The sequence below is a fragment of the Streptomyces sp. NRRL F-2580 genome (assembly GCF_000720115.1).
In the GTDB taxonomy this organism is placed as follows: Bacteria; Actinomycetota; Actinomycetes; order Streptomycetales; family Streptomycetaceae; genus Streptomyces.
In genome coordinates this window covers 135759-156075 of record NZ_JOIR01000001.1, presented here as the reverse complement: position 1 = coordinate 156075, position 20317 = coordinate 135759, and the positions used below count along the sequence as shown (strand labels likewise).

Below are 20317 nucleotides of genomic sequence, written 5' to 3'. Positions count from 1 at the left end.
CTACGCCGTGCGCCTCAGCAGTGCCAGGTACATCGCGTCCGTTCCGTGCAGGTGGGGCCACAGCTGGACGTCCGGGCCGTCGCCCAGACCCGGTACGCCCGACATGAACGGCCGCGCGTCGATCAGCTCCGCCGACACCGGCGAGGCTCCCGCGCCGCGCCCCTTCAGGACGTCGTCCACGACGACCCGGGTCTCGGCCAGGTGCGGCGAGCACGTCGCGTAGCCCACGACGCCGCCCACCCGCACCGCCGACAGCGCTTCGCGCAGCAGTCCGCGCTGGAGCGGCGCGAAGCCCTCCAGGTCCTGCGGGCGGCGGCGCCAGCGGGCCTCCGGGCGACGGCGGAGCGCGCCCAGGCCCGTGCAGGGGACGTCCATCAGGACGCGGTCGAAGGAGCCCGGCCGCCACGGCGGACGGGTGCCGTCCGCCGTGATGACCTGGTAGGGGCCCGGGTTGCCCGCGAGGGCGCGCTCCACGAGCCGCGCCCGGTGCGGCTGCTTCTCCGAGGCGAGCAGGAAGGCTCCGCGCTGCGCGGCGAGCGCGGCGAGCAGCGCCGCCTTGCCGCCGGGGCCCGCGCAGCCGTCGAGCCAGCGCTCGTCGCTGCCTTCGACCGGCACCGCCGCCAGGGCCATCGCCACCAGCTGGCTGCCCTCGTCCTGCACTCCGGCGCGGCCCTCGCGCACCGCCTCCAGCGCGCCGGGCTCGCCGCCCTCGGCCATCCGGACGGCGTACGGCGACCAGCGCCCGGGCAGCGCCGAGTCCTCGCCGACCGCGTCCAGCAGCTCCTGCGGGGTGGACCGGCCGGGGCGGGCGACCAGGGTCACCTCGGGCCGCTCGTTGTCGGCCTCCAGCAGGTCCTCGATGCCGGCGCGGCCGCCGCCCAGCGCGTCCCACAGGGCGCTGACGATCCACCGGGGGTGCGAGTGGTACACCGCGAGGTGTTCCTCGGCGTCGTCCTCGTACGGCGGTGCGACCCGCTCCAGCCAGCCGTCCAGATCGTGCGCGGCGATCTTCCGCAGCACGGCGTTCACGAACTTGGCGCGCCCGTCCCCGAGCACCACCCGGGCCAGCTCCACGCTCGCGGAGACCGCGGCGTGCGTGGGGATGCGGGTGCCGAGCAGCTGGTGCGCGCCGAGCGAGAGCACGTCGAGCACCGGCGGGTCCACCTCCCGCAGCGGCCGGTCGATGCACGCCTTGATGACGGCGTCGTAGGTGCCCTGCCGGCGCAGCGTCCCGTAGACCAGCTCGGTGGCCAGTGCCGCGTCGCGTGCCTGGAAGCTCTCGTCCTGGCGGGCCTTCTTCAGCAGCGGCGGCAGGACGAGGTTCGCGTAGGCGTCGCGCTCGCCCACCGCCCGCAGCACCTCGAAGGCCAGCATCCGGACGGGGTCCTTCTGGGGCCGCCGGTGCGGCTTGGCCTGCCGCTGGCCTGCGGGGTTGCGACGGGGACGGGGCTGTTCGCTCACGTGAAAGGTGCTCCGGGTTTACGAGGTGCTGCGGTCATGAGGTGCTGCGGTCACGAGGTGCTGCGGTCACGGGGTGCAAGGGCGGCGGGCGACCGCCCCGGCGGGGCGTCGGCCCGTACGGTCCCGGGTCCCGCGCCGCCGCGAGGACGGCGCGGCCGGATTCGGCTCGGCTGGATTCAGCCTACGTCGGCCCCGCCGAGCCGCTCGCCGGGCGCGATCCGCACCCCGCGGGCCCAGTCTGCGGCGCGCATCGGCTTCTTGCCCTGGGGCTGCACCCACAGCAGCTCCACGGCGTGCGAGCCGGTGCCCACGTGGACGTGGTTCTTGGCCGGGGCGAGCTCGCCGGGCGCCAGGTCGGTGCGGTCGGCCACCGGGCCCAGCGAGATCAGCTTGAGCCGCTCCCCGCGGAAGACGGTCCAGGCGCCCGGGGCCGGCGTGCAGCCGCGCACCACGCGGTCGGCGCGCATCGCGGGGGCCGTCCAGTCGAGGCGGGCGTCCTCGACGGTGATCTTGGGCGCGAGGGAGATGCCGTCGGCGGGCTGCGCGACGGCGCGCAGGGTGCCGTCCTCGATGCCGTCCATGGTGGCGGCCAGCAGCCCGGAGCCGGCGAAGGCCAGCCGTGTGAGCAGGTCGCCGCTGGTGTCGGTCGGGCGGATCTCCTCGGTGAGGATGCCGTAGACCGGGCCGGAGTCCAGGCCCTCCTCGATGAGGAAGGTGGACGCGCCGGTGACCTGGTCGCCCGCCATGATCGAGTGCTGGACGGGCGCGGCGCCGCGCCAGGCGGGCAGCAGCGAGAAGTGCAGGTTGACCCATCCGTGCTTGGGGATGTCGAGGGCGCTCTTGGGGAGCAGGGCCCCGTAGGCGACCACCGGGCAGCAGTCCGGGGCGATCTCGCGCAGCCGGGCCTGGAAGTCGGGGTCGCGCGGCCGTGCGGGCTTGAGGACCTCGATGCCCGCTTCCTCGGCGCGCTCGGCGACCGGGCTGGCGACGAGCCGGCGGCCGCGGCCGGCCGGTGCGTCGGGCCGGGTGACGACGGCGGCGACCTCGTGCCGCCCGGAGGCGATCAGGGCGTCCAGGGCGGGTACGGCGACCTCGGGGGTGCCTGCGAAGACGAGCTTCACTGGGTCCTACCTCGCTATCTCGGCTGTCAGCAGCGCACCAGTCTATGGGGCGGGCGCCCGGGGGCCGCCCGAAGGTCGTCCGGCTCGGGTCCGCCCGGCGCTCACCATGGATCACCTGCGCCGTGAGGGGGCGTACGCACACGCGCGCGCCTCTCGCATATGCCGACACGCCCCCACAGCGTGACCTGGGCGACGGGTGGCGCGTTGGTCAAGAGAGATTGACCAAAACGGGCCGCGTGTGAACGGTGTCTGCGGCCCGATCCGCCCTTCAGCACCGGTTCGAGAGGCTTCTTCATGGCCGACCACGCCACCCACGACGCCCAAGCCCGGGCCAGCCTGCACCTCCTGGTACGGGACATCGAGCGGGTTCGCCGGCAGGTGGATGCCCTGCGTACGCTCACCGCCCAGCTCGGCAACGTGTACCGCCCGCGCCGCTCCGGTCCCTCCACGGGCTTCGTCGTCTACGGCCGGGCACCCGCGCCCACCGTCCGCCTCGCGCAGGAGCTGCGGGACAGCGTCGAGACACTGGTCACCGCCGCGGTGGACTTCGACCGCTCGCTCGGTTTCTCGTGGGACGCGGTCGGTTCGGCGCTCGGCGTCACCAAGCAGGCCGTGCACCGCCGCTACGGCGCCCGGCGGGCGCAGTCCGCCGAGTCCGCGGAGCCGCTGGCCGAGGGCACGACCACCCGGACCATGGGGCCGCTGCCCACCGTGCCGGCCGCCCGCTCCGTGCCGCCGCAGCCGGTGCGCGAGGAGGCCCAGGCGGCGGCCGGGGGGAACCCGGGCCGGAGCCTCGGGGAGGCCCCGCGCTCCCCCGCCTTCCCCGGTCCGCGCAACGGCTGACCTCGTGTCCTGCCGCCGGGACGCCGACCCCCGACGGCCGGCCGCCGCCGCTCGCCGCGCCTGAATCCGCCCCCGGCGGGACGACCCAGCGTCTCCCGCCGGGGGCTTCCGCGTGTGCTGCCCGTCCGGTCAGCCGATGTCCGGCGGGTCGATCCGGACCCGCACCGCGTCGGCCGCCGCGACGCCCCGTGCCATCCGGGCCGCCTGCGCGGTCTTCAGGGCGGCCGCCAGGGCCGCGCCGCTGCCCGGCGGGACGCGGACCAGCGCCCGCTCGCCCGGGGACCGCTCCCCGCGCCGCCCCGGTATCGGGACCGGGCCCAGGATCTCCGCGTCCGGCGGCAGCCCGGCGCCGGCCAGGAAGGCCTCCACCGCCTCGCCCCGCCCGGCCACGGCCGCCATCCGCGAGACCGGCGGGAAGCCGAGCTGGGCCCGCTCCGCGAGCTCCCGGACGGCGTGGCCCACCGGGTCCCACCGTACGAGCGCCTGGACCGGCCGCAGCGTCGGCTCGGCGACCACCACGACCTGCCCGTCGCCCCGGACGAGCGAGGCGGCCGTGATCCACCGCCGCAGCGCGTCCTCGCCCGCGCGCAGGTCGGGCCGGGTCAGCATGGCCCAGCCGTCGAGGAGCAGCGCGGCCGCGTACCCGGCGCCGGCCGCCACCGGCTCGGCGCCCGGCGTGCACACCACCAGCGCCGGCCGGTCCGGCACCTCGTCGAGCACGTGGTCGCGCCCGGAAGTCCGTACGGGCACGGCCGGGAAGGCCCGGCCCAGCTCCTCGGCCGTCCGCCGGGCGCCGACCACCTGGGCGCGCAGCCGGAACGAGCCGCACTCCTCGCAGTGCCAGGCCGGCTCGGCGCGCCCGCACCACCCGCACTGCAGGTCCCGCTCGTCGGGGGCCTCCAGGGGGCCCGCGCAGACCGAGCAGCGGGCGGGGGTCCGGCAGCGCTCGCACGCCAGTCGCGGGACGTAGCCCCGCCGGGGCACCTGGACGAGCACGGGCCCGGTCTTCAGCCCCTCCCGTACGGTCTCCCACGCCAGGCTCGGCAGTCGCGCGGCGCGGGCGGCCTCGTCGCGGGCGAGCAGCTCGTCGCCCACGGTCCGGATCCGGGGGGCGCAGGCCCGTACCGTCTCGCGGCTCGCGACGAGCGGCCGGGCCCAGCCCGACTCGACCAGCTGCGCCGCCTCCACGGTGCAGCTCGTGCTCCCGGCCAGGAAGGCGCAGCCGTCGCTGACCGCGCGCAGTTCCAGCACCTCCCGGACGTGCGGGAAGGGGGCGTTGTCGTCGCTGTGGCTGGAGTCGCCGTCGTCCCAGACGGCGACCAGTCCGAGGTCCCGTACGGGGGCGAACATCGCCGCCCGGGTCCCGATGACGGCGCGCACCGAGCCCCGGTTCACGGCGAGCCACTGGCGGTAGCGCTTCTCGGGTCCGGACTCGGCGGTCAGCAGCGCGTGCCGTCCCTCGCCGAGCAGGGCGGTCAGCGCCTGGTCGACCCGGGCGGCGGTGCGCCCGTCGGGGACCACGGCGAGGGCGCCGCGCCCGGAGGCGAGGGTGGCGGCCATGGCGCGGGCGAGTTCGTCGGCCCAGCCGGGGCCGGGCAGGGCGGTCCACACGGCGCGGGGGGCGGCTCCGGTGGCCAGGGCCCGCAGGAAGGCGGGCCCGGCGCCGTACCGCTCCCAGCCGGCGGGCTCGGGCGCGGCGGGCGGGGGCAGCGGCTCCGGCGAGGGCTTGGCCTCGGCCTTGGCGCTCCGCGCGGGCAGGGCGAGCTGGAGCACGTCGGCGAGGCTGCCCGCGTACCGGTCGGCGACGGCCCGGGCGAGGGCGAGCATGCGGGGGCTGAGGACCACCTCGGGCGAGACCACCTGGGCGAGCGCGGCGAGCGCCCCGTTGTAGTCGGACTCGGCGCGGCGCTCGACGATGAACCCGTCGATGAGGCTGCCGCCCTCGCGGCGGCCCCCGCGTACGTGGTGGGAGCCGGCGCCGAAGCGGACGCGGACGCGGACGCCGGGCTGGGCGGCCTCGGAGAGCTCGGCGGGCACGGCGTAGTCGAAGGTCCTGTCGAGGTGGAGCACGCCCTTGTTCACGAGGACCCGGGCGACCGGCAGTTCCTCGGCCAGGGCGGCCCCCCGCCAGGTGCGCGGCTTCGCCTTGGGCGCCTTGGCCTTCGCCTCGGCGACCATCTCCCGGATCAGTGCGAGCTGCTCCGGCTGGGAATCGTTCGCGCTGCTCACATCAGCATTCTTACCAAACCCCACCGACAGCCACGGCATGCGAACGGCCCCGGACCAGGAGGTCCGGGGCCGAGCGCCTACGAGCGGTGGTGCTTACAGACCGGCGGCCGTGCGCAGCGCGTCGACGCGGTCGGTGCGCTCCCAGGTGAAGTCCGGCAGCTCACGGCCGAAGTGGCCGTAGGCGGCGGTCTGCGCGTAGATCGGGCGCAGCAGGTCCAGGTCGCGGATGATCGCGGCCGGGCGCAGGTCGAAGACCTCGCCGATCGCGTCCTCGATCTTCTGGACCTCGACCTTGGCGGTGCCGAAGGTCTCGACGAAGAGACCGACGGGCTCTGCCTTGCCGATGGCGTACGCGACCTGGACCTCGCAGCGCGAGGCGAGGCCGGCGGCCACGACGTTCTTGGCGACCCAGCGCATGGCGTAGGCGGCGGAGCGGTCGACCTTGGACGGGTCCTTGCCGGAGAACGCGCCGCCGCCGTGGCGGGCCATGCCGCCGTAGGTGTCGATGATGATCTTGCGGCCGGTCAGGCCGGCGTCGCCCATCGGGCCGCCGATCTCGAAACGGCCGGTCGGGTTGACCAGCAGGCGGTAGCCCTCGGTGTCGAGCTTGATGCCGTCCTCGACGAGCTGGGCCAGCACGTGCTCGACGACGAACTCGCGGATGTCCGGAGCGAGCAGCGAGTCCAGGTCGATGTCCGAGGCGTGCTGCGAGGAGACCACGACGGTGTCCAGGCGCACGGCCTTGTCGCCGTCGTACTCGATGGTGACCTGGGTCTTGCCGTCGGGGCGCAGGTACGGGATGGTCCCGTTCTTGCGGACCTCGGAGAGCCGCTTGGACAGCCGGTGCGCGATGTGGATCGGGAGCGGCATGAGCTCGGGGGTCTCGTCGCAGGCGTAGCCGAACATCAGGCCCTGGTCGCCCGCGCCCTGCTTGTCGAGCTCGTCCTCGTCGCCCTCGACCCGCTTCTCGTAGGCGGTGTCGACGCCCTGCGCGATGTCAGGGGACTGGGCACCGATGGACACCGACACGCCGCACGAGGCGCCGTCGAAGCCCTTCTTCGAGGAGTCGTAGCCGATCTCGAGGATCTTCTCCCGGACGAGCTGCGCGATCGGCGCGTAGGCCTTCGTCGTCACCTCGCCCGCGATGTGCACGAGACCGGTGGTGATGAGGGTCTCCACGGCCACGCGCGAGGTCGGGTCCTCGGAGAGGAGCGCGTCGAGGATCGTGTCGCTGATCTGGTCAGCGATCTTGTCGGGGTGGCCCTCGGTCACGGACTCCGAGGTAAACAGACGACGGGACACAACGCTCCCTGGGGTTGCAGCGGCTGCTGGCTGATCATTTGGCGGAACCACACCGGGGGCTGCGCCCGATCACGTTCCTGGTGCAGTTTATCGGTCGCCACCGTTTCCGGGACCACCCGTCTCGCCTTATGGGAGCCGTGTGACCTGCGGCACCTCATTCTGACCCACGGAGGTGACCAGGAGAAGGGCAATCGGCTCAAGCGCGTCGCGGCGCCAGCCGGACGGACACCTGGTCCCAAATGACCTCGGCCAGGGCTTCCTTCGGTCCATAGGGGACCTGGATCTCCGACCCCTCAGAGGCCAGGATGACGGCTTCGTTCTCCTCGGAACCGAAGGTGCGGGCTTCGCCGACCTCGTTCACGACGAGAAGATCACATCCCTTGCGCAGGAGCTTGGCCCGGCCGTTGGCGAGGACGTCGTCGGTCTCCGCGGCGAACCCCACCACGACCTGCCCGTCCCGGGCCCGGTCGGCCGAGATCTCCGCCAGAACGTCCGGATTGCGCACGAGGGCGACCGGCGCGGGGTCCTGCCCGTCCTTCTTCTTGATCTTCCCGCCCGCGTACTCGGCGGGCCGGAAGTCGGCCACGGCGGCGGCCATCACCACGACGTCGGCGTCCGCCGCCGCCTTGAGCACGGCCTCCCGCAGCTGGACCGCCGTCCCCACCCGTACGACGTCCGCCCCGGCCGGGTCGGCCAGCGCGGTGTTGGCCGCCACCAGGGTGACGCGGGCCCCGCGGGCGACGGCCGTACGGGCGAGCGCGTAGCCCTGCTTGCCGGAGGAGCGGTTGCCGAGGAAGCGGACCGGGTCCAGCGGTTCCCGCGTGCCGCCCGCGCTGATCACCACGTGCCGCCCCACGAGGTCCGGCTCGTCCACCCCGCGCGCCAGGACCCTGCGGCACACCTCGTAGATCTCCGCCGGGTCGGGCAGCCGCCCCTTGCCGGTGTCCTTGCCGGTGAGCCGGCCGACCGCGGGCTCGATGACGAGGGCGCCGCGCCGGCGCAGGGTGGCCACGTTCTCCTGGGTGGCCGGGTGCTCCCACATCTCGGTGTGCATGGCGGGGGCGAAGACCACCGGACATCGGGCGGTCAGCAGCGTGTTCGTGAGGAGGTCGTCGGCGAGCCCGTGGGCGGCCTTGGCCAGCAGGTCGGCGGTCGCCGGGGCGACGACGACGAGGTCGGCGGACTGCCCGATGCGCACGTGCGGCACCTCGTGGACGGACTCCCACACCTCGGTGGAGGCCGGGTTCCCGGACAGGGCGGCCCAGGTCGCCTCGCCGACGAAGTTCAGGGAGGCCGCGGTGGGCACCACCCGCACATCGTGGCCGGACTCTGTCAGCAGGCGGAGCAGCTCGCACGACTTGTAGGCGGCGATCCCGCCGCTGACCCCCAGCACGACCTTCGGCTTACCCACCACGCACTCCCCTTCGAGCCTTGTCCACGTTCACCGTCGCTCCCCATGACACACCACAGGCCCGGCAGATGTTCTGCCGGGCCTGTGGTGAAAGGATTTCTCGCGCCTTACTGGGCCGGGGCCTCGATGGCCTCGGAGGTCAGCAGACCCGCGTTGATCTCGCGCAGCGCGATCGAAAGCGGCTTCTCGTGGACGTGGGTGTCCACCAGCGGGCCGACGTACTCCAGCAGGCCCTCACCGAGCTGCGAGTAGTACGCGTTGATCTGACGCGCGCGCTTGGCCGCGTAGATCACGAGGCTGTACTTCGAGTCGGTAGCCTCGAGCAGCTCGTCGATCGGCGGGTTGATGATGCCCTCGGGCGCAGTGATGGAAGAGGACACGCTCTACCTTCCGAAGAATGTGGGAAAGATCGAATCGATCACGATTCGTTCGATCATGAAAAATCGACCAACGAATCAGACGACTTCCATCAAGGCTAGCAGCTCACGCGCCACGTCCTCGACGGAGGTGTTGACCAGGGTGGTGTCGAACTCCGACTCGGCAGCGAGCTCGATCTTGGCGGAGGCGAGCCGGCGCTCGATCACCTCGGCCGATTCGGTGCCGCGGCCGGTGAGCCGGCGGACCAGTTCGTCCCAGCTCGGCGGGGCCAGGAAGACGAGCTGGGCGTCGGACATGGACTCGCGGACGAGCCGTGCCCCCTGGAGATCGATCTCCAGCAGTACCGGCTCGCCGTTGTCCAGGCGCTCCAGTACCGCGCCGCGCGGTGTGCCGTAGCGGTTGCCCGCGAACTCGGCCCACTCCAGCAGCTCGCCGTTGGCGATCAGCTTGTCGAACTCGTCGTCATTGACGAAGAAGTAGTGGACTCCGTGTCGCTCACCGGGCCGCGGCTTGCGGGTGGTGGCCGACACCGAGAGCCATACCTCGGGGTGAACCTTGCGCATATGCGCGACGACCGTGCTCTTGCCGACCCCTGAGGGGCCGGAGAGCACGGTCAGCCGCGGACGAACCTCTGCTGCCATAGAGCGATTATCCAGGTTCTCGGGACTGCCTGAGAACGCCGGGAGAACTTCAGTCGACGCCTCAGGCGCCGGTGCTGCCGAACTCGCGCTCCAGAGAGGCGATCTGGTTGGAACCGAGACCTCGGACACGCCGGGACTCGGAGATGCCGAGACGCTCCATGATCTGCTTGGCGCGCACCTTGCCCACGCCAGGCAGCGACTCCAGCAGGGCGGAGACCTTCATCTTGCCGATGACGTCGTTCTCCTGGCCCGTCTTGATGACCTCTTGGAGCGAGGCGCCGGAGTGCTTGAGTCGATTCTTGACCTCGGCCCGCTCCCGGCGAGCCGCGGCGGCCTTTTCGAGCGCGGCTGCGCGCTGTTCAGGGGTAAGGGGCGGAAGAGCCACGCCTACGTCACCTCGGATGTCGAACTGTCGGATACGGACCGGTGGGCAGCCCGAAGGCACCACACCTGGCGAGCTCCCGAACAGCGATCGAAACGCGTTCGCTGCACGTTCACTCTGCTCGGAGACTAGCGGCCAACACCGCTCCAGTCAGCGAGAACGGACGAAAAGTCCTGGTCAGCCTCCACTGAACCGTACATCACGGACAAAATACCTCTGTTTTGTCCGATGAAGAGCGTTCGGGTTTCGCCAAGAAGCGCGAGAGGCCGCGCCGCGAGGGACGCGGGCGGCCTCCACGGGCGGACGATTACGCGGAAACGGCCTCGCCGATCTCGTCGGCGAACCGGCGCGCCGAGTCGCGCAGCGCCGTGACGTCCGGACCGTGCTTCAGGACGCCCCGCGACACGTTCGGGACGACGTTGCGCACGGCCTTGCCGAACACCGCCGGAAGGTCCGCCGCCGTCGCCCCCTGCGCGCCGATGCCGGGGGCCAGCAACGGCCCGTTGATGTCCAGGTCGAAGGAGGACAGGTCGCCGAGCGTGGCACCGACCACCGCGCCGAAGGACCCCATCGGGGAGGCGTCCGCGTTCTCCGCCGCCAGGTGCGCCAGCATCGTCGCGCCGATGGTCCGGCCGTCCTCCCGGACCGCCCGCTGGACCTCCGCGCCCTCCGGGTTCGAGGTCAGGGCGAGCACGAACAGGCCGGCGCCCGAGGCGCGGGCCAGTTCCACCGCGGGCTTCAGGGAGCCGTAGCCCAGGTAGGGGGAGACCGTCAGCGCGTCCGAGAACAGCGGCGAGGCCGGGTCCAGGAAGGCCGAGGCGTACGCGGCCATGGTCGAGCCGATGTCGCCCCGCTTGGCGTCCATCACGACCAGGGTCCCGGCCGCCCGGGCGTCCGCGACGGTCCGCTCCAGGACGGCCACGCCCTTCGAGCCGAACCGCTCGAAGAAGGCCGCCTGAGGCTTGAAGACCGCCACCGACTCCGCGAGCGCCTCCACGACGGTGCGGGAGAACCGCTCCAGGCCCGCGATGTCGTCGGACAGGCCCCACTGGGCCAGCAGCTCGGCGTGCGGGTCGATGCCCACGCACAGCGGGCCGCGGGTGTCCATCGCCTGGCGCAGGCGGGTGCCGAACGGGGTCACAGGGCTCACTTCGCGGCCTTTCGGGTCTCGGCGCCCACCGCTTCGGCGAGCGTCGCGTACGGGCTGAGGGCCAGGCGCGCGGCCAGGCCCTTGTGGATGGCGCGGGCGTAGCAGGGGCCCTCGTAGATGAAGGCGCTGTAGCCCTGGATCAGCGTGGCCCCGGCCAGGATCCGCTGCCAGGCGTCCTCGGCGTTCTCGATGCCGCCGACCCCGACCAGGACCAGCCGGTCCCCCACGCGGGCGTACAGGCGGCGCAGGACCTCCAGCGAGCGCTCCTTGACCGGGGCGCCGGACAGTCCGCCCGTCTCCTTCACGAGGGACGGGGAGGACTTCAGACCGAGGCCCTCCCGCGCGATGGTGGTGTTCGTCGCGATGATGCCGTCGAGGCCCAGCTCCAGGGCCAGGTCGGCGACCGCGTCGACGTCCTCGTCGGCCAGGTCGGGGGCGATCTTGACCAGCAACGGGACCCGGCGGTCGGTCACGGTGCGGTCCGCGGCCTCCCGTACGGCCGTGAGCAGCGGGCGCAGCGACTCGGTGGCCTGGAGGTTGCGCAGGCCCGGGGTGTTCGGCGAGGAGACGTTCACGACGAGGTAGTCGGCGTGGCGGGCGAGCCGCTCGGTGGAGGCGACGTAGTCCGCCACCGCCTCCTCCTCCGGCACGACCTTCGTCTTGCCGATGTTGACGCCGACGACCGTCCTGAAGACGGGCCGGCGGGCCGCCAGGCGGTCCGCGACGGCCGCGGAGCCCTCGTTGTTGAAGCCCATCCGGTTGATCAGCGCGCGGTCCGGCACGAGGCGGAACAGCCGCTTCTTGGGGTTGCCGGGCTGCGGCTCGGCCGTGACCGTGCCGATCTCGACGTGGTCGAAGCCGAGCATCGACATGCCGTCGATGGCCACGGCGTTCTTGTCGAAGCCGGCCGCGAGGCCGAAGGGGCCGTGCATGCGCAGGCCGAGGGCCTCGGTGCGGAGCTCCTTGTGGCGGGGGGCGAGGTAGGCCGCGACGAAGGTGCGCAGCACGGGGGTGCGGGCGGCGAGGCGGATCCAGCGGAAGGCCGTGTAGTGGGCCTTCTCCGGGTCCATCCGCTTGAAGACCAGGTTGAAGAAGAGTTCGTACATCGTCGAGAGGATCCCTCTGCGCTCATGGAAAGGGGGACACCCGTCGTGAAACCGGTGTCCCCCCTCCCGTTTCCGGGCTGTACGGGCTGCTTAGTCGCGGGCCGCGGTCAGGTGCTCCGCGTGCTCCTGGAGGGAGCGCACGCCCACGTCGCCGCGGTTGAGCGCGTCGATGCCCTGGACGGCCGCGGCGAGTGCCTGGACCGTGGTGAGGCACGGGACGCTGCGGGCCACGGCCGCCGTGCGGATCTCGTAGCCGTCGAGGCGGCCGCCGGTGCCGTACGGGGTGTTGACGATCAGGTCGACCTGGCCGTCGTGGATCAGCTGGACGATGGTCTTCTCGCCGTTCGGGCCCTCGCCCTCGCTGAGCTTGCGCACCACGGTGGCGTTGATGCCGTTGCGGCGCAGCACCTCGGCGGTGCCGGAGGTGGCCATCAGCTCGAAGCCGTGGGCGACGAGCTCGCGCGCCGGGAAGATCATCGAGCGCTTGTCGCGGTTGGCGACGGAGATGAACGCCCGGCCCTTGGTGGGCAGCGGGCCGTAGGCGCCGGCCTGCGACTTGGCGTAGGCGGTGCCGAAGACGGCGTCGATGCCCATGACCTCGCCGGTGGAGCGCATCTCCGGGCCGAGGACGGTGTCCACGCCGCGGCCGTGGATGTCGCGGAAGCGCGACCACGGCATGACGGCTTCCTTGACGGAGATCGGCGCGTCGATCGGCAGGGTGCCGCCGTCGCCGGTCCTCGGCAGCAGGCCCTCCTCGCGCAGCTCGGCGATGGTGGTGCCGAGCGAGATGCGGGCGGCGGCCTTCGCGAGCGGGACGGCGGTGGCCTTCGAGGTGAAGGGGACGGTCCGGGAGGCGCGCGGGTTGGCCTCCAGGACGTAGAGGATGTCGCCCGCCATCGCGAACTGGATGTTGATCAGGCCGCGGACGCCGACGCCCTTGGCGATGGCCTCCGTGGAGGCGCGCAGGCGCTTGATGTCGTAGCCGCCGAGGGTGATCGGGGGCAGTGCGCAGGCCGAGTCGCCGGAGTGGATGCCGGCTTCCTCGATGTGCTCCATGACGCCGCCGAGGTAGAGCTCGTGGCCGTCGTAGAGGGCGTCGACGTCGATCTCGATCGCGTCGTCGAGGAAGCGGTCGACCAGCACGGGGCGGGTCGGGGAGATCTCGGTGGACTCGGCGATGTACGACTCGAGGCGGGCCTCGTCGTAGACGATCTCCATGCCGCGGCCGCCGAGCACGTAGGACGGGCGGACGAGGACCGGGTAGCCGATCTCGTCGGCGATGGCCTTCGCGCCCGTGAACGTGGTGGCGGTGCCGTGCTTGGGGGCCGGCAGACCGGCCTCGGCGAGGACCTGGCCGAAGGCCCCGCGGTCCTCGGCGGCGTGGATCGCCTCCGGGGAGGTGCCGACGACGGGCACGCCGTTGTCCTTGAGCGCCTGGGCGAGACCCAGGGGGGTCTGGCCGCCGAGCTGGACGATGACACCGGCGATGGGGCCGGCCAGCGACTCCGCGTGGACGATCTCCAGCACGTCTTCGAGCGTCAGAGGCTCGAAGTACAGGCGGTCGGAGGTGTCGTAGTCCGTGGAGACGGTCTCCGGGTTGCAGTTGACCATCACGGTCTCGAAGCCGGCGTCGCTGAGCGCGAAGGAGGCGTGGACGCAGGAGTAGTCGAACTCGATGCCCTGGCCGATGCGGTTCGGGCCGGAGCCCAGGATGATCACCGCGGGCCTGGTGCGGGGCGCGACCTCGGACTCCTCGTCGTACGAGGAGTAGAAGTACGGGGTCTTCGCGGCGAACTCGGCGGCGCAGGTGTCGACCGTCTTGTAGACCGGGCGGACGCCGAGGGCGTGGCGGACCTCGCGGACGACGTCCTCGCGCAGGCCGCGGATCTCGGCGATCTGGGCGTCGGAGAAGCCGTGGCGCTTGGCCTCGGCGAGCAGCTCGGGGTGGAGCTTGTCGGCCGCGGTCAGCTCGTCCGCGATCTCCTTGATGAGGAAGAGCTGGTCGACGAACCAGGGGTCGATCTTCGTGAACTCGAAGACCTCCTCCTGGGTGGCGCCGGCGCGGATGGCCTGCATGACGGTGTTGATGCGGCCGTCGGTCGGGCGGACCGCGGTGCGCAGCAGCTCTTCCTTGTCGCCCGGGTCGCCGACGAAGGTGAACTGCGAGCCCTTCTTCTCCAGGGAGCGCAGGGCCTTCTGGAGCGCCTCGGTGAAGTTGCGGCCGATGGCCATGGCCTCGCCGACCGACTTCATGGTGGTGGTGAGGGTGGCGTCGGCGAGCGGGAACTTCTCGAAGGCGAAGCGCGGGGCCTTGACGACGACGTAGTCGAGGGACGGCTCGAAGGAGGCCGGTGTCTTCTCGGTGATGTCGTTGGGGACCTCGTCGAGCGTGTAGCCGATGGCCAGCTTGGCGGCGATCTTGGCGATCGGGAAGCCGGTGGCCTTGGAGGCGAGCGCCGAGGAGCGCGAGACGCGCGGGTTCATCTCGATGACGATGACGCGGCCGTCGGCCGGGTCGATCGCGAACTGGATGTTGCAGCCGCCGGTGTCGACGCCGACCTCGCGGATGATCGCGATGCCGATGTCGCGCAGCCGCTGGTACTCGCGGTCGGTCAGCGTCATCGCCGGGGCGACGGTGATGGAGTCGCCGGTGTGGACGCCCATCGGGTCGAAGTTCTCGATGGAGCAGACGACGACCACGTTGTCCTTGGTGTCGCGCATCAGCTCCAGCTCGTACTCCTTCCAGCCGAGGATGGACTCCTCCAGGAGCACCTCGGTGGTCGGGGAGAGCGTCAGGCCCTGGCCGGCGATGCGGCGCAGCTCTTCCTCGTCGTGGGCGAAGCCGGAGCCGGCGCCGCCCATGGTGAAGGAGGGGCGGACGACGACGGGGTAGCCGCCGAGGGTCTCGACGCCCGCGATCACGTCGTCCATCGAGTGGCAGATGACCGAGCGGGCGGACTCGCCGTAACCGATCTTGGCCTTGACGGCCTCGACGACGCCCTTGAAGAGGTCGCGGTCCTCGCCCTTGTTGATGGCCTCGACGTTGGCGCCGATGAGCTCGACGCCGTACTTCTCCAGCACACCCTGCTCGTGCATGGAGATCGCGGTGTTGAGCGCGGTCTGGCCGCCGAGGGTCGGGAGCAGCGCGTCGGGGCGCTCCTTCGCGATGATCTTCTCGACGAACTCGGGGGTGATCGGCTCGACGTACGTGGCGTCGGCGATCTCCGGGTCGGTCATGATCGTCGCGGGGTTGGAGTTGACCAGGATGACCCGCAGGCCCTCGGCCTTGAGGATGCGGCAGGCCTGGGTGCCGGAGTAGTCGAACTCGGCGGCCTGTCCGATGACGATCGGGCCGGAGCCGATGACCAGGACGGACTGGATATCGGTGCGCTTAGGCACGCTCGGCCTCCATCAGGGATACGAAACGGTCGAAGAGGTACGCGGCGTCGTGCGGGCCGGCGGCAGCTTCGGGGTGGTACTGGACGGAGAAGGCCGGCTGGTCGAGCAGCTGGAGGCCTTCGACGACCTGGTCGTTCAGGCAGACGTGGGAGACCTCGGCGCGGCCGTAGGCGGTCTCCGAGACCTTGTCGAGGGGCGCGTCAACGGCGAAGCCGTGGTTGTGCGCGGTGACCTCGACCTTGCCGGTGGTGCGGTCCTGCACCGGCTGGTTGATGCCGCGGTGGCCGTACTTCAGCTTGTAGGTGCCGAAGCCGAGCGCGCGGCCCAGGATCTGGTTGCCGAAGCAGATGCCGAAGAGCGGCGTCTTGCGCTCCAGCACGCCCTGCATGACGGCGACGGGGCCGTCGGCGGTGGCCGGGTCGCCCGGGCCGTTGGAGAAGAACACGCCGTCCGGGTCGACCGCGTACACGTCCTCGACGGTGGCGGTGGCGGGCAGCACGTGCACCTCGATGCCGCGCTCGGCCATCCGGTGCGGGGTCATGCCCTTGATGCCGAGGTCGACGGCGGCGACGGTGAACTTCTTCTCGCCGATCGCGGGGACGACGTACGCCTCCTTGGTGGCGACCTCGGCGGAGAGGTTCGCGCCCTTCATCTGCGGCTGGGACTGGACCTTGGCCAGCAGGGCCTCGTCGCGGATGCCCGTCCAGGCGTCGCCGGAGAAGATGCCGACGCGCATGGCGCCGCGCTCGCGCAGGTGGCGGGTCAGGGCGCGGGTGTCGATGCCGGAGATCCCGACGACGCCCTGCTTGACGAGCTCCTCGTCCAGCGAGCGCTGCGAGCGCCAGTTGGAAGGGACGCGGGCGGGGTCGCGGACGACGTAGCCGGCCACCCAGATGCGGGAGGACTCGGGGTCCTCGTCGTTGACGCCGGTGTTGCCCACGTGCGGGGCGGTCATCACGACGACCTGCCGGTGGTACGACGGGTCGGTGAGGGTCTCCTGGTATCCGGTCATGCCGGTGGAGAACACGGCCTCGCCGAAGGTCTCCCCCACAGCGCCGTAGGCACGGCCGCGGAAGATCCGACCGTCCTCCAGGACGAGTACGGCGGGAGCTTTGGCTGCTCCCCTGGTGGAGGTCGTCATCGTTCGGCGCCTTCCGTCGTGATGGATTGGTTCATGAGGTTGATCGCTTCGACCCAGGCGGCGTGTTCGGCCGCACGGTCGGAGCGGAATCCGGAGTCGATCAGCTTGTCGCCGTGCGCCCAGGTGACGACGAGCAGACCGCCCTCGGTGAGTACCTTGCCCGCGATTCCCTTGTCGAGGCGGGCGCCGCGCAGCTGCGCGGCCGGTACGAAGAAGTCGTTCGCCCCCGGCCGGACCACGTCGAGGCCCGCGTCGGTGAGCGTGAGCTCGACCCGGCTGCGCAGGCCCAGACCGTGGGCGACGATCCGGTCGAGCCACTGCCCGGCGGTGGTGGACCCGTGGTACCGGCCGGTCAGGGCCAGCCGGTGCTCGGGGAGTCCGTCGGGGGCGGCGGGCAGCTCCGGCAGGTCGTTCTGCAGAGCGCCGCGCCATTTCCAGCCCTGCCGCATCAGCCAGTACACGAACGCGACGAACACGACCAGGCCGATCACCCACGCGATGCGGGCGCCGAAGCTGGTCACCTCCGCCGACTGTCGCGTCGAGGCCTCGGCGGCCAGTTGGATTACTGCAGGTGTCACGCCAGTTTCCCGTCCACGACCGTTGCCCGGCCCCGCAGGAAGGTGTGAGTGACGCGCCCCGGCAGCTCACGGCCCTCGTAAGGCGTGTTGCGGCTGCGGGAGGCGAAGTGTGCGGGGTCCACGACACCACGGTACGAGGTATCGACCAAGGTCAGGTTCGCGGGTTCACCTGCCGAGACGGGTCGGCCGTGGTTCTCCAGGCTGCCGATGCGCGCCGGGGCGAAGGACATCCGCTCGGCGACGCCCGCCCAGTCGAGCAGTCCGGTCTCCACCATCGTCTGCTGGACGACGGAGAGCGCGGTCTCCAGGCCGACCATGCCCATGGCGGCGGCGGCCCACTCGCAGTCCTTGTCCTCGTGCGGGTGCGGGGCGTGGTCGGTGGCGACGATGTCGATCGTGCCGTCGGCGAGCGCCTCACGCAGGGCCAGCACGTCGCGCTCGGTGCGCAGCGGCGGGTTGACCTTGTAGACCGCGTTGTACGAGCGCACGAGCTCCTCGGTGAGGAGGAGGTGGTGCGGGGTGACCTCGGCGGTGACGTCGATGCCGCGGGACTTGGCCCAGCGGACGATCTCGACGGAGCCGGCGGTGGAGAGGTGGCAGATGTGGACGCGGGAGCCGACGTGCTCGGCGAGGAGGACGTCGCGGGCGATGATCGACTCCTCGGCGACGGCCGGCCAGCCGCCCAGACCGAGCTCGGCGGAGACGACGCCCTCGTTCATCTGGGCGCCCTCGGTGAGGCGGGGCTCCTGGGCGTGCTGGGCGACGACGCCGCCGAAGGCCTTCACGTACTCCAGGGCGCGGCGCATGATCACGGCGTCGTCCACGCACTTGCCGTCGTCGGAGAAGACGGTGACGCGCGCGGCGGAGTCGTGCATGGCACCCAGCTCGGAGAGCTGCTTGCCCTCCAGGCCGACGGTGACGGCGCCGATGGGCTGCACGTCGCAGTAGCCGGACTCCTTGCCCAGGCGCCAGACCTGCTCGACGACGCCGGCGGTGTCGGCGACCGGGAAGGTGTTCGCCATGGCGAACACGGCGGTGTAGCCGCCGGAGGCGGCGGCGCGGGTGCCGGTGAGGACGGTCTCGGAGTCCTCGCGGCCGGGCTCGCGCAGGTGGGTGTGCAGGTCGACGAGGCCCGGGAGGAGGACCTGGCCCCCGGCCTCGATGACCTGGGCACCCTCGGCGGACAGGTCCTGGCCGACCTCGGCGATGGTCTCGCCGTCGATCAGGACGTCCTGCGCTTCGCCGCCGAGTACCTTCGCGCCACGGATAAGGATCTTGCTCATGGTTACTTGCTCTCCTCGGTGCGCGCGGCGGCGGGGGTGGTGGTGACGGCGGGCTCGGAGCCTCCGAGCAGCAGGTACAGGACGGCCATCCGGGTGGAGACGCCGTTGGCGACCTGCTCGACGGCCGTGCAGCGGTCGGAGTCGGCGACCTGGGCGGTGATCTCCATGCCGCGGTTCATCGGGCCGGGGTGCATCACGATGGCGTGTTCGGGCATCTTCGCCATGCGGTCGCCGTCGAGCCCGTACCGGCGGGAGTACTCGCGCTCGGTCGGGAAGAAGGCGGCGTTCATGCGTTCGCGCTGCACACGCAGCATCATGACCGCGTCGGACTTCGGCAGCACGTCGTCGAGGCTGTACGAGACCTCGCACGGCCAGCTCTCGACGCCGATCGGGACGAGCGTGGGCGGGGCCACCAGGGTGACCTCGGCGCCGAGGGTGTGCAGCAGGTGGACGTTGGAGCGGGCCACGCGGCTGTGCAGGATGTCGCCGACGATGGTGATCCGGCGGCCGTTCAGGTCCTTGCCGAGGCCGGCGTCGCGGCCGACCAGGCGGCGGCGCATGGTGAAGGCGTCCAGCAGGGCCTGGGTGGGGTGCTCGTGGGTGCCGTCGCCGGCGTTGACCACGGCGGAGTCGATCCAGCCGGAGGTCGCGAGCCGGTAGGGCGCGCCGGAGGCGTGGTGGCGGATGACGACCGCGTCGGCGCCCATGGCCTCCAGGGTCAGCGCGGTGTCCTTCAGGGATTCGCCCTTGGAAACGGAGGAACCCTTGGCGGAGAAGTTGATGACGTCGGCGGAGAGCCGCTTGGCGGCCGCTTCGAAGGAGATCCGGGTGCGGGTCGAGTCCTCGAAGAAGAGGTTGACGACCGTGAGGCCGCGCAGGGTGGGCAGCTTCTTGATCGGCCGGTCCGCGACGCGGGCCATCTCCTCGGCGGTGTCGAGGATCAGGACGGCGTCGTCGCGCGTGAGGTCGGCGGCCGAGATGAGGTGGCGCTTCATCTGGATGGCTCCGTAGGTCGGGAGGGCAGGCAGGCGGACTGACGGGCAGAGGTGCGGGCGGGCAGGGCAGGCTTCGGCACGGACCCTTCTCGGGGCCCGTCACTCCGTAAGGGCTACAGCCCTGCTGCCTGGGCGGTCCGCTGGCCGAGCAGCACGGCGTCACGGCCGTCCTCCTCCTGGAGCTGGACCTTGACGGTCTCCCGCAGCGACGTGGGGAGGTTCTTGCCGACGTAGTCGGCGCGGATCGGCAGTTCGCGGTGGCCCCTGTCGACGAGGACGGCGAGCTGCACGGCGCGCGGGCGCCCGAGGTCGCCGAGGGCGTCGAGCGCGGCGCGGATCGTGCGGCCGGAGAAGAGCACGTCGTCGACGAGGACGACGAGTCGGCCGTCGAGGTCGTCGCCGGGGATCTCGGTGCGGCCGATGGCGCGGGCGGGCTTCATCCGCAGGTCGTCGCGGTACATGGTGATGTCGAGGGAGCCGACCGGGATCTTCGTGCCGGTGATCTCTTCGAGCTTGGCGGCCAGCCGGCGGGCGAGGTACACACCGCGGGTGGGAATGCCGAGGAGCACCACGTCGTCGGCGCCCTTGGCGCGTTCGACGATCTCGTGGGCGATGCGGGTCAGGACCCGCGCGATGTCCTGCGCTTCGAGTACCGGGCGCATGGAATCGGGCTGCTGCTGAGTGTCCATGAAAAGGACCTCCTTCTCCGCCTCACGGGACGGACCTTAAAGGACGTCTGATGTACGCGTCCCACGGTACCAGGGTGCGGCCGGTCGTCGGGCACCGGCCTGGGACGCAGGGGCTCCCACGAGGCTGCTGGGGCCCCTCGTGAGGGGGCGGCGAAGACCATTCGGCTTGACGCATCCAAGTAACGCTGCGTAACCTCACAGTGAGTTA

17 protein-coding genes are annotated in these 20317 nt (G+C 71.9%); 1 reads left to right on the top strand and 16 read right to left on the bottom strand.

Annotated elements, in window-relative coordinates; genetic code table 11:
• Positions 1 to 1461 carry an RsmB/NOP family class I SAM-dependent RNA methyltransferase gene (locus tag IF88_RS0100775; RefSeq protein ID WP_030706360.1) on the bottom strand — a complete coding sequence of 487 codons (1461 nt, stop codon included), beginning with the start codon at positions 1459 to 1461 and terminating at the stop codon, positions 1 to 3.
• Positions 1462 to 1637: 176 nt separating this feature from the next.
• Positions 1638 to 2582, bottom strand: coding sequence for a methionyl-tRNA formyltransferase (fmt, locus tag IF88_RS0100770; protein WP_030706358.1), 945 nt, complete (start codon positions 2580 to 2582; stop codon positions 1638 to 1640).
• 294 nt (positions 2583 to 2876) lie between these two features.
• On the opposite strand from fmt, the gene IF88_RS0100765 reads away from it, so the two are divergent.
• Positions 2877 to 3425: a hypothetical protein gene (locus tag IF88_RS0100765; RefSeq protein WP_030706353.1), complete on the top strand. Its 549-nt coding sequence runs from the start codon at positions 2877 to 2879 to the stop codon at positions 3423 to 3425.
• A 129-nt stretch (positions 3426 to 3554) separates the two neighbouring features.
• Here the strand turns inward: IF88_RS0100765 and IF88_RS0100760 are convergent, their stop codons facing one another.
• The 14 genes from IF88_RS0100760 to pyrR form a co-directional block, all read right to left on the bottom strand.
• A complete protein-coding gene (locus IF88_RS0100760; protein WP_267884474.1) occupies positions 3555 to 5693 on the bottom strand; it encodes a primosomal protein N' in 2139 nt (712 codons plus the stop codon).
• A 54-nt stretch (positions 5694 to 5747) separates the two neighbouring features.
• Positions 5748 to 6956, bottom strand: coding sequence for a methionine adenosyltransferase (gene metK / locus IF88_RS0100755; protein WP_030706350.1), 1209 nt, complete (start codon positions 6954 to 6956; stop codon positions 5748 to 5750).
• A 196-nt stretch (positions 6957 to 7152) separates the two neighbouring features.
• Positions 7153 to 8367: a bifunctional phosphopantothenoylcysteine decarboxylase/phosphopantothenate--cysteine ligase CoaBC gene (coaBC, locus tag IF88_RS0100750; protein ID WP_030706349.1), complete on the bottom strand. Its 1215-nt coding sequence runs from the start codon at positions 8365 to 8367 to the stop codon at positions 7153 to 7155.
• Between the two features lie 107 nt (positions 8368 to 8474).
• On the bottom strand, positions 8475 to 8747 hold the full coding sequence (rpoZ, locus tag IF88_RS0100745; RefSeq protein WP_004948662.1) for a DNA-directed RNA polymerase subunit omega: 273 nt from the start codon (positions 8745 to 8747) through the stop codon (positions 8475 to 8477).
• Between the two features lie 75 nt (positions 8748 to 8822).
• Entirely contained in the window at positions 8823 to 9386 is a 564-nt protein-coding gene (gene gmk / locus IF88_RS0100740; protein ID WP_030706348.1) for a guanylate kinase, read from the bottom strand.
• Positions 9387 to 9447: 61 nt separating this feature from the next.
• On the bottom strand, positions 9448 to 9771 hold the full coding sequence (locus IF88_RS0100735; protein WP_030008746.1) for an integration host factor: 324 nt from the start codon (positions 9769 to 9771) through the stop codon (positions 9448 to 9450).
• 304 nt (positions 9772 to 10075) lie between these two features.
• Positions 10076 to 10918 carry an orotidine-5'-phosphate decarboxylase gene (gene pyrF, locus IF88_RS0100730; protein ID WP_078892617.1) on the bottom strand — a complete coding sequence of 281 codons (843 nt, stop codon included), beginning with the start codon at positions 10916 to 10918 and terminating at the stop codon, positions 10076 to 10078.
• Positions 10915 to 12024, bottom strand: coding sequence for a quinone-dependent dihydroorotate dehydrogenase (locus IF88_RS0100725; protein WP_030706346.1), 1110 nt, complete (start codon positions 12022 to 12024; stop codon positions 10915 to 10917). Before IF88_RS0100725 ends, pyrF begins: the two co-directional genes overlap by 4 nt.
• A 90-nt stretch (positions 12025 to 12114) precedes the next feature.
• Positions 12115 to 15423, bottom strand: a complete 3309-nt coding sequence (carB, locus tag IF88_RS0100720; protein WP_030706344.1) for a carbamoyl-phosphate synthase large subunit — start codon at positions 15421 to 15423, stop codon at positions 12115 to 12117.
• Complete coding sequence (carA, locus tag IF88_RS0100715; RefSeq protein WP_030706342.1) at positions 15416 to 16564, bottom strand: glutamine-hydrolyzing carbamoyl-phosphate synthase small subunit; 1149 nt, start codon at positions 16562 to 16564, stop codon at positions 15416 to 15418. Before carA ends, carB begins: the two co-directional genes overlap by 8 nt.
• Complete coding sequence (locus IF88_RS0100710; protein WP_030706340.1) at positions 16561 to 17142, bottom strand: hypothetical protein; 582 nt, start codon at positions 17140 to 17142, stop codon at positions 16561 to 16563. The genes carA and IF88_RS0100710 overlap by 4 nt, the downstream gene beginning before the upstream one ends.
• A complete protein-coding gene (locus IF88_RS0100705) occupies positions 17139 to 18425 on the bottom strand; it encodes a dihydroorotase (protein ID WP_030706338.1) in 1287 nt (428 codons plus the stop codon). Before IF88_RS0100705 ends, IF88_RS0100710 begins: the two co-directional genes overlap by 4 nt.
• A gap of 2 nt (positions 18426 to 18427) precedes the next feature.
• A complete protein-coding gene (locus IF88_RS0100700) occupies positions 18428 to 19420 on the bottom strand; it encodes an aspartate carbamoyltransferase catalytic subunit (protein ID WP_030706336.1) in 993 nt (330 codons plus the stop codon).
• 113 nt (positions 19421 to 19533) lie between these two features.
• On the bottom strand, positions 19534 to 20109 hold the full coding sequence (gene pyrR / locus IF88_RS0100695) for a bifunctional pyr operon transcriptional regulator/uracil phosphoribosyltransferase PyrR (RefSeq protein ID WP_030706334.1): 576 nt from the start codon (positions 20107 to 20109) through the stop codon (positions 19534 to 19536).
• Positions 20110 to 20317: the final 208 nt, after the last annotated feature.